General features: G+C 65.8%; 11 protein-coding genes. 6 read left to right on the forward strand and 5 right to left on the reverse strand.

All coding sequences use genetic code 11. From position 1 onward, the window contains the following. Positions 1–237 precede the first annotated feature (237 nt). The gene (locus tag ACFXN1_RS19300; RefSeq protein WP_379442501.1) at positions 238–789 is read right to left on the reverse strand and encodes a PadR family transcriptional regulator; all 552 of its coding nucleotides are present in this window, start codon (positions 787–789) and stop codon (positions 238–240) included. A 123-nt stretch (positions 790–912) separates the two neighbouring features. Here ACFXN1_RS19300 and ACFXN1_RS19305 point away from each other — a divergent pair, with 123 nt between their 5' ends. Continuing rightward, positions 913–1,470, forward strand: coding sequence for a hypothetical protein (locus ACFXN1_RS19305; RefSeq protein ID WP_379442499.1), 558 nt, complete (start codon positions 913–915; stop codon positions 1,468–1,470). Here the strand turns inward: ACFXN1_RS19305 and ACFXN1_RS19310 are convergent. The 3 genes from ACFXN1_RS19310 to ACFXN1_RS19320 form a co-directional block, all read right to left on the reverse strand. Beyond that, positions 1,406–1,744, reverse strand: a complete 339-nt coding sequence (locus ACFXN1_RS19310; RefSeq protein WP_379442507.1) for a hypothetical protein — start codon at positions 1,742–1,744, stop codon at positions 1,406–1,408. The genes ACFXN1_RS19305 and ACFXN1_RS19310 overlap by 65 nt on opposite strands. A gap of 151 nt (positions 1,745–1,895) precedes the next feature. Beyond that, positions 1,896–2,840, reverse strand: a complete 945-nt coding sequence (gene ligD / locus ACFXN1_RS19315) for a non-homologous end-joining DNA ligase (protein ID WP_379442498.1) — start codon at positions 2,838–2,840, stop codon at positions 1,896–1,898. A gap of 299 nt (positions 2,841–3,139) precedes the next feature. Next, positions 3,140–3,943 carry an SDR family NAD(P)-dependent oxidoreductase gene (locus ACFXN1_RS19320; RefSeq protein ID WP_379463639.1) on the reverse strand — a complete coding sequence of 268 codons (804 nt, stop codon included), beginning with the start codon at positions 3,941–3,943 and terminating at the stop codon, positions 3,140–3,142. 98 nt (positions 3,944–4,041) lie between these two features. On the opposite strand from ACFXN1_RS19320, the gene ACFXN1_RS19325 reads away from it, so the two are divergent. Both ACFXN1_RS19325 and ACFXN1_RS19330 read left to right on the forward strand, forming a co-directional pair. After that, on the forward strand, positions 4,042–4,710 hold the full coding sequence (locus ACFXN1_RS19325; RefSeq protein ID WP_379442495.1) for a TetR/AcrR family transcriptional regulator: 669 nt from the start codon (positions 4,042–4,044) through the stop codon (positions 4,708–4,710). Between the two features lie 91 nt (positions 4,711–4,801). Then, entirely contained in the window at positions 4,802–5,467 is a 666-nt protein-coding gene (locus tag ACFXN1_RS19330) for a peroxiredoxin-like family protein (RefSeq protein WP_379442494.1), read from the forward strand. 89 nt (positions 5,468–5,556) lie between these two features. Here ACFXN1_RS19330 and ACFXN1_RS19335 read toward each other — a convergent pair whose 3' ends face one another. Beyond that, positions 5,557–6,255: a response regulator transcription factor gene (locus tag ACFXN1_RS19335; protein WP_379442493.1), complete on the reverse strand. Its 699-nt coding sequence runs from the start codon at positions 6,253–6,255 to the stop codon at positions 5,557–5,559. Positions 6,256–6,472: 217 nt separating this feature from the next. Between ACFXN1_RS19335 and ACFXN1_RS19340 the strand changes: the two genes are divergently transcribed. From ACFXN1_RS19340 to ACFXN1_RS19350, 3 genes are read left to right on the forward strand one after another with little or no spacing between them, the layout of a single operon-like run. Next, on the forward strand, positions 6,473–8,185 hold the full coding sequence (locus ACFXN1_RS19340; RefSeq protein ID WP_379442491.1) for a cytochrome bc complex cytochrome b subunit: 1,713 nt from the start codon (positions 6,473–6,475) through the stop codon (positions 8,183–8,185). A gap of 28 nt (positions 8,186–8,213) precedes the next feature. Beyond that, a complete protein-coding gene (locus ACFXN1_RS19345) occupies positions 8,214–8,684 on the forward strand; it encodes a hypothetical protein (protein WP_379442490.1) in 471 nt (156 codons plus the stop codon). A gap of 26 nt (positions 8,685–8,710) precedes the next feature. Then, positions 8,711–8,863 (forward strand): hypothetical protein, encoded by a 153-nt coding sequence (locus ACFXN1_RS19350; protein ID WP_354850676.1) that lies wholly within the window; start codon positions 8,711–8,713, stop codon positions 8,861–8,863. The last annotated feature ends 95 nt before the right edge of the window (positions 8,864–8,958 follow it).

Here is an 8,958-nt window from a genome sequence, read left to right on the forward strand (position 1 = left end):
AGGCCACGATCCATATCGCTGTCATCAACCAGTGGCTGCGACACAGTTGAGGGCGAGCCACAGGCCCGCCCTCAACACTTCGAAACAGAACCTAGGTGTGCTGTCTCGCGAGATCGGTGTCAGCGGCGACCACCGGACCTGTGGCGTTGTGGCGCTGACGGTTTCGTGGACGGCTGTGGGCGATGAGGGCGCGCTGTCGGAACGGCCCGGGTCGACACACAACCTTCACACAAACGGTCATTGCGTGGGAGTTTCCTCGGACTCGTGTGATTGCCGTGCGGCGATCTGCTCCTGCGCCCACTGCGCCCATTCTCGGTTCATCGTCCAGAAGCGCTGCCCCCACTCCAAGGCCAGTCGCCCGTTGGCGGAGAAATCGTCGTCGGTCCATTCGGTCGAGCGCTCCATAGCCGCCAGTTCGTCTCGTCCTGCGCGGGATCGCTCCTCGATGCCGGCGAGATGGTCCAGGGCCTGGCGCCGGGAGAGGAAGCCCAGGAAGAAGACCCGCAGCAGCATCTCGTTCCGTGCGGGCGTCTTCGATTCGGATGCGACGAGCCAGTTCTCGAGTTCGGCGTCCCCGGCGGAGGTGAGCGCGTATTCCTTGCGCCGGCGTGGACCCTCTTCGGAGGCCGTGATCAAGCCTTCGCCGGCGAGCTTCGTCAGCTCCGTATACACCTGGGTCTGCGATGCGGACCACACACTGTCCAGCGATCCGGCGAACCGCTGCAGCAGGTCGTAGCCACTGGCCGGCCGGTCCGCCAGCAGGCCCAGCAGGGCGTGTCTGAGGCTCATGACGCCAGTCTATATTGCGGTCTTGACATGTCGTCACCGGAATATCACTATTGGCGGACATTCCGGTACCGGACTATCCGTATCCAACATGTCGAAGTGACATCTCCAAGGAGCCAGCCAGTCATGTCCTACCTGCGTACTTTCGCCCCCTGGATCGTCTATGCGGTCGTGCCGGCACACCATTGGCAGTGGGCCGCCCTGATCGCCGCGTGCCTTTCGCTGATCGAGATCGCCCGGCTGTTGCGGGCCGGGAGGGATGTCACCGCGATGGTCATCGACATCGGCTCAGCGGTGTTCTTCATCGCGTTCACGATCCTCGCGTTCACCGACCCCAACACTCCGCTGCACCCGTACTCACCTGCGATTTCCAGTGGTGTCCTGATGCTCGTCGCGGGTATTTCGATGCTCGTCGGCACGCCGTTCACCCTGCCGATCGCGAAGCAGTCGACGCCGCCGGAACTGTGGTCGAACCCAGGGTTCATCCGCGTCAATTACGTCATCACCACCGCATGGACCGTCAGTTTCACCATCGGGTGCATCGCCCTCGCAGTGCTGGCACACACCGATGGCCCGCGGACCGCAGTCCAGGTCACGGCCTTCGCAATCCCAGCCGTGTTCACGGTCCGCTACACCGCGCATGCGCAGGCCGCGGCCCGGCGCACCGACCCGTCCGTCGCCTAGACCGCCGGCAATCCCTCCACCTCATGCACCCGGGCGATACACCACCCGGGTGCCGGCGCCACAGCCGCGCGGCCTCCGCGGTCTGCACGCTGACGCCGAACACCGTCATCTGCTCGGCATCGGCGACCAGAACCGGCTCGACCCAGCGCGCGGCCCGCGCCACCCCGCTCGGCATCGGCCCAGTGATCGCCGGGTGCACGATCGCCAATTCATCGAGCGTGCGTCGCAGCACCCGACGAGCCAGATCACTGAAAGCCGTTCCGACACAACCGATATAGACGAGCCGCCATCACCGTCGTGGCCCGCCGGGACCGACCATCCGACACTGTTGTCGTGCGCGCGGGAACCGGTGCCAATAGGCCGTACCCACCTCACATTCACGAAGCTCGAATGAGCCTTCTCAGAACCCGACAGCCCATGCGACGTTACGGCTCTCGGCGGACTTCGCGTGGGTTCTTGTCGAACCGCAATCCACGCCACGATGGATGCCTGAGTCGGGCGTCGCTGGTCCAGCCGGTGAAGGTCACCTCGCCGACGAGTTCGGGTTCGACCCAAACGGCGTCGGGCACGGGAGCCTCCACGGAGGGTGTGTTGCGTTGCAGGGGTTGGAGTTTCGCACTCAGGTCGTCGAGCGTTGCCTGGGTGAAGCCGGTGCCGACGTTACCGATGTAGGTGAGTTCGCCCGTGTCGTCGTGAACTGCCATCAGTAGTGAGCCGATGTGACCGGCTCGCTGCCCGGCGCCCGGGCGCCAGCCGACGATGACGACTTCCTGATCACGGACGTTCTTGACCTTGATCCAGAGTGGGCTGCGCCGCCCGGGCAGATAGGGACCGTCGAGGCGTTTGCAGACGATGCCTTCCAGCCGTAGGCGTCGTGATTCGTCGAGCACCGCCTCACCGGGACCCTTCAGGCGGGGTGGTGTCTGCCAGTGCGGTCCGCGGAGGTCGAGTTGTTCGAGTAATTCCCGCCGCTGCCGGTAGGGCAGGTCGATCAGCGAACGATCACCGACGTGGAGCAGGTCGAAGATCATGTAGGTGGCCGGGGTCGTAGTGGCCAGGGATCGAATCAGGGCAGGGTTGCGCTGATGCATCCGCGGCTGAAGAGCTTCGAACGAGGATCGTCCGTCCTCGGCGAGCGCAACGATTTCACCGTCCAGGACGAAGGCGGGGCTCGACGGTCCGAGCGCGGCGAGTTCCGGCCAGGCCGCGGTGATGTCCTTGTCGTTGCGGGACATCAGCCGCAGACCATCGCTGACGTAGCAGATGGCGCGGATGCCGTCGAACTTGACTTCGTAGTTCCATTTCGCGTCATCGTGGGGAACCACACCGGCCGTGGCCAGCATCGGCGCGTAGCGCGGCAGCCCGGTCACTTCCGTCTCACTGCCATCGCCGGTCCTCTCGCGAACTCGAACGGTGTGTCCTGACAGCTGCTCGAATAGTACCGACCGGTATGCCATGTCGAGGCCGCAGCGCTCATTCGAGTTCGCGTGGGTGGCAGCCCCCGAGGCTGTCACCGATCAGCGATCCTAATTCAGCCGGGCAGGTGCCGCCCGGCCCGGGACGCACCGCGAGTGCCCCCGGCGAATCCGAGGGTGTTCTTCAGCCTGGAATACCCGAATTGCTATGCGACCGAATGTCTTCCGGTGTGCCGCGAGCCCAATGGGGGTTGTCAGTTGCTGGTGGTGGCGCGGCCGATCAGCTGTCCGAACATGATGGTCTGCATGCGGCGCGGGGTGAGGTATTTGCCCATGAAGTCGCTGATCTTGTTCATGCGGCCGGGGATGAGCAGGGGTTTGCGGCCCAGGTCCCGCAGTGCCTTCGTGACGACCGCGCTGGCGGTGGCCATCGGTAGCGGCAGCTTGGTGAAGTCGATGCCTTCGGCGGTTTCCACGCCCTCGGTGTGCGTGGGGCCGGGGGCGAGGGTGAGGACGTCGACGCCGGTGCGGCGCAGTTCGTAGTGCAATGCCTGGCCGAAAGAGGCGATATAGGCCTTCGCAGCCGCGTAATTGGCCAGGTAGGGGGCGGGCGCGAACGCGATGGTCGAGGCGACCAGGATCAGCGCGCCGCCGCCTCGTGCACTGAACCGGCGGCCGTAGGCGTGGGCGAGTTGCATGGGGACGACCAGGTTGAGCTCTACCAGCGCGGTCTCGGCGGCGAGCGGGTTGTCCAGGAACCGGCCCGCGGTGACCACGCCTGCGGCGGCGACCACCAGGCCGATGTCGAGGGGCTGGGTGCGCCGGGTCAGCTCGTCGACGGCGCCGGGGCTGCCCAGGTCCAGCTCGATGATCTCCGCGACGGTGCCGTGCTCTGCGTGCAGGCGGTCGGCCAGCGCGGACAAGCGTTGCTTGCGGCGGGCTACCAGCACGAGATTGAACCCGGCGGCAGCGAGCTGGGCGGCGAATTCGGCGCCGATGCCCGCTGATGCTCCGGTCACCAGCGCATAGGGCCCGTACCGCGTCTGCAGGTTCTTCATGACGATCTCCCTCGATGGAAGAATTTGGCTCTATCAGGCCAATCGTGTGCCGACCAAAATGGAATGTCAATTCCAGAAATCGCGATATCGTGAAGGTTATGAGCAGCACGAAGCCTCGGCGCCTGACACCGAAGGGCGAGCAGACGCGGCAACGGATCGTGGTGGCGGCAGCGCAGTTGATGTTCGAGCACGGTGTCGCCGCGACCACCGTCGAGGACGTACGCGATGCAGCCGGGGTGAGCAACTCGCAGGTCTACCACTACTTCACCGACAAGAACGCGCTGATCCGCGCGGTGATCGCCTATCAGAGCGACACCGTCGTCGGCGGGCAGGAACCCATGTTCGCCCGCCTGGACACCGTCGACGGTTTCCGGGCCTGGCGCGACTTCCTCGTCGCGCACCAGCGACGGATGCATTGCCGGGGCGGCTGCCCCCTGGGTTCGCTGGGAAGTGAACTGGCCGAGATCAATTCCACTGCCCGCGCCGATGTCGCCACCGCGTTCCGTCGCTGGGAATCCGGGGTTCGGTCCGGGCTGCGATCCATGGCCGAGGCCGGTCGCCTCGACCCCGCCGCCGACCCGGACAAACTCGCCACCACCACCCTGGCCGCGCTGCAGGGGGCGCTGCTGCTGACCCAGCTGCAACGCGACACCGCGCCACTGGAAATCGCCCTGGACACGATGATCGACCACATCGCGTCCCGCACCCGGCCCGCCGCGGACAACGCCCAGAAAAGTGGCATTGATATTCCAATTTCGTCTCGGTAGGACTGGAGTAGCGAATCCATTTTCGCCGAGCACCGGGCCGAATGGGCCGGGTGCTTGCCTCCTCGCTTCCTCTGCCTGGAAAGGGACGGATATGACCAGCACGAACACCACCATCGCCCAGCGCGTTGAGCTCATGCACCAGTCCATGGTCGACCAGATCCCCGAGAGCGCCTTGGCCGCCTTCGGCGCCGAGCAGGCCGGCCTCGCCGGTGACGGGATCCCCGAGGGCGTCGCGCAGGCGGGAACTGCGATGCCGGACGCCGACCTCCTCGACGTTCATGGCAACCCCACCAGCCTGTACGCGGCCCTCGCCGGGAAGCCGGCGGTCCTCGTCATCTACCGCGGTGCCTGGTGCCCCTACTGCAACCTGGCTCTACGGGCATACGAAGAGCAGCTGGCGCCGACCCTGACCGAGCGCGGCATCGGTTTGATCGCGCTCAGTCCACAGAAGCCCGACGGCTCGCTGACCATGGCGGAGAAGAACGATCTGACCTTCACCGTGCTCTCCGATCCCGGGAACCAGATCGCCCGAGCACTCGGCGTCCTCACCGCACCCACCGACCAGGTCCGCGAAGCCCAGCGAAGCCTGGGCCTGGATCTGCCAACATTCAACGCCGACAACGGATACGGCTTGCCGATGCCGACCGTGTTGGTCATCGACGGCGACAAAACAATTCGCTGGATCGACGTTCACCCCAACTACGCCACCCGCACCGAAGCCACCGATATCCTCACCGCCCTCGACCTTCTCGACTGACCGCCCGCGGGACGCCGAACCGATCCTGCGCGGGATTGGTCTGCACGCGTCAATCCAGTAGGCAGCAGACCGTAGCGGCCAGCGGCGAATCATGCTGTGGGACTTTCTATCCGGCCGCCGTCCCTGCGCAGCCGATAGCCCGCGCCGCGCACGGTCTCCAGCGATATCACGCCGAACGGACGGTCGATCTTTTCCCGTAGTCCGCGGATGTGGACGTCCACGACATTGGAGCGCGATTCGTACGCGAAATCCCAGCAGTGCTCGGTGAGCAGTTCCCGGGTCAGCACCGCGCCCGGCTGCCGCGCGAACATCTCCAACAGTGCGTATTCCTTTGCGGTGAGCACGATTTCATCGTCACCGCGCCAGCATCGCCGCGCCGCGCTATCGATGCGAAGGTCGCCGACCCGCAGCACGGTCGGCCGCGGGACCGGGCCGCGGCGGATCAGGGCACGCAACCGGGCAAACAGCTCGTCGAGATGAAACGGCTTGGTGAGGAAGTCGTCGGCACCGTCATCGAGGCCTGTGACCCGGTCGCGCACCGCGCCGCGCGCGGTCACCATCAGCACCGGCACCCAGACGCCCTCGTTCCGCAATCGCCGGCACACCTCGAGCCCGGAGAATCCGGGCAGCATCACATCCAGCACGACCGCGTCGTAGGCGCGGCTGGCGGCCGCACCGTAGCCATCGGGTCCGTCGGCCGCGACGTCGACGGCATACCCCTCCTGGGTCAGGCTCCGGCGCAGCAGCCGTGCCATTTTCGGTTCGTCCTCGACCACCAGCACGCGCATATGGATCAGCCTCCCGCCCACATTCTCGGCATCGGCAACGCCGGGCAACCCTGACGCGAGTCCATCCCGTTCATGACTACACCCGAACCGCGCCCTCGGAACGCAGCGAGTTGATCTTCATGGATGCTTCATCTTCGCGGCGTAGACCAGAAACGACAAGGTGTGATGTCACGCTCTGCCGGGCGGACGCGACCCGGCATGCCGAAGGAGACCGGTCATGGCACGGATCCGACGCCACACATCCGCCCTCGCCGTCCAGGCCAACGCGGCCGACGAGCGCTATCGCCTCGCGGCGTTCGTCAAACGGTCGATCAACAAGGTCTTCCCCACGCACTGGTCGTTCCTGCTCGGTGAGATCGCGCTCTACAGCTTCATCATCCTGATACTGACCGGCGTATATCTGACGCTGTACTTCGATCCGTCGATGACCGACGTGGTCTACAACGGGCCGTATCAGCCGCTGCGCGGAGTGACGATGTCCCGGGCCTACGAATCCACCCTGAACATCTCCTTCGAAATCCGTGGCGGCCTGTTCATCCGTCAGGTCCACCATTGGGCCGCACTGCTATTCGTCGCCTCGATGATCGTGCACCTGTTCCGCGTCTTCTTCACCGGCGGGTTCCGCAAACCACGCGAGGCCAACTGGGTGATCGGCGCCATCCTGTTGATCCTGGCCATGTTCGAGGGCTTCTTCGGCTATTCGCTGCCCGACGATCTGCTCTCGGGCACCGGGCTGCGACTGGCCTTCGGCGGCATCACGATGGGCCTGCCCGTCATCGGCACCTGGCTGCACTGGATGCTCTTCGGCGGCGACTTCCCCGGCAACATCATCGTGCCCCGCATGTTCATCACCCACGTGCTGCTGATCCCCGGCATCATGCTCGCCCTGATCGCCGCTCACATCGCCTTGGTCTGGTACCAGAAGCACACGCAATACCCCGGGCCGGCGCGAACCGAACGCAACGTGATCGGCACTCGGATCGTGCCGGTCTTCTCCCTGGATCAGGGCGCGTTCTTCGCGTTCACGCTGGCCGCGCTGGCGCTCATGGGCGGCCTGCTGCAGATCAATCCGATCTGGAACCTCGGCCCCTACAACCCCTCCCAGGTGTCGGCGGGATCGCAACCGGACTTCTACATGATGTGGACCGAGGGCCTGGCCCGCACCATGCCGCCGTGGGAACTGTATCTGGGCCGGTACACCATCCCCGCCGCATTCTGGGTCGCCCTGATCATGGGCCTGATCTTCGCGGTGCTGATCGTCTATCCGTGGATCGAGAAGCGCCTCACCGGCGACACCGCCCGCCACAACCTGCTGCAACGTCCCCGGGACGTGCCGGTGCGCACCGGCATCGGCGCCATGTCCATCACCACCTATGTGATCCTGACCTTGATGGGCGCCAACGACATCATCGCGTACAAGTTCCACATCTCCCTCAACGCAACCACCTGGGCGGGCCGCATCGGCATCCTGCTGCTGCCGCCGCTGGCCTACTTCATCGCCTACCGGATCTGCGTCGGATTGCAGCGAGCCGACCGGACCGTACTCGAGCACGGCATCGAAACCGGCGTGATTCGTCGCCTCCCCCACGGCGAATACATCGAGCTGCACCAATCACTCGGCCCCGTCGACGAGCACGGCCACCCAATCCCATTGGACTACCAGGGCGCACCGGTGCCGAAGAAGATGAACCGACTCGGGATCGCCGGCAGACCCGGCAGCGGCAGCTTCTTCCTCGCCGACCCACCCGACCAAGTCGCGGCCCTCCGCCAGGCCGACCACGCCGCCGAATCGGCCCAGCTGACAGTCCTACGGACCTACCAGCAGCGCACCACGGGACAGGAACCGTCCGCGGACGGGACACCGGATGGCCGTGAGCCGACAGACTCCGCGAGCGGGACTCGCCGGACAACCCACCGGTCCGGGGTTTGACCTGCGGATGAACGGGCATTGCCCCACTATGTTCACAATCATCGGGCTCATCGCTCTGCTGGGTGCTGTGACCGTGGGCGTGGCCGGGATCCAGGCCAACAGCGGTGGCACACATGCGCTTCCCAATGGCTTCACCGTTTTCGACCACACCTATCACGGATCCGCCGGGCTGCTGTTCGCCTACGGAATTCTGATCGGCGCGATCGGCACGGCGGGATTCATCCTCACGCTGGCCGGAATCTGGACCACGTCGCGACGCGGCACGGTCGCGCGGCGCGAGCTGCGCCGGTCGCGGCGCGAGATGGCAGCGGCGCGAAAGGAACTCGCGAAACCGGCGCCGGCGGCCACGGCGGCGCGTAACGTGGAGCAGCCCCGGCAGCCGCTGGTTCCCATGGCCAAGACGACGCCGAAACGTGTATTCGCGAAGCCGAATTGGTCGGTCAACCGCTTCCTCAACCGTCCGGGGACACCCGCGAAAACCGAATCCGCCGCCAACTAGGACTCCGGTCCGCAGAGGACAATCGAATGCTCGCCGTGCTCGGCCTCGCGTTGCTCGACGCGGGCTGGCTCATCGCCACCCCGGCCCTCACCGCCCTCGGCATCATCGTGCTGACCGTGGCCCTGATCCGCTGGCTGCTGGGCGCACCCGCCCGCTACCTCGCCCATCCCCGATACTGATCGGAACCGACCGCGGGGGAAGAGGGGGGGCCGGGGGGGTGGGGGTGTTGGCAGGAAGGGGGGGGGGGGGGGTTCCACCAGAAAAGGTGATGCGG

It is taken from the genome of Nocardia sp. NPDC059154 (genome assembly GCF_042755705.1).
GTDB lineage: Bacteria > Actinomycetota > Actinomycetes > Mycobacteriales > Mycobacteriaceae > Nocardia.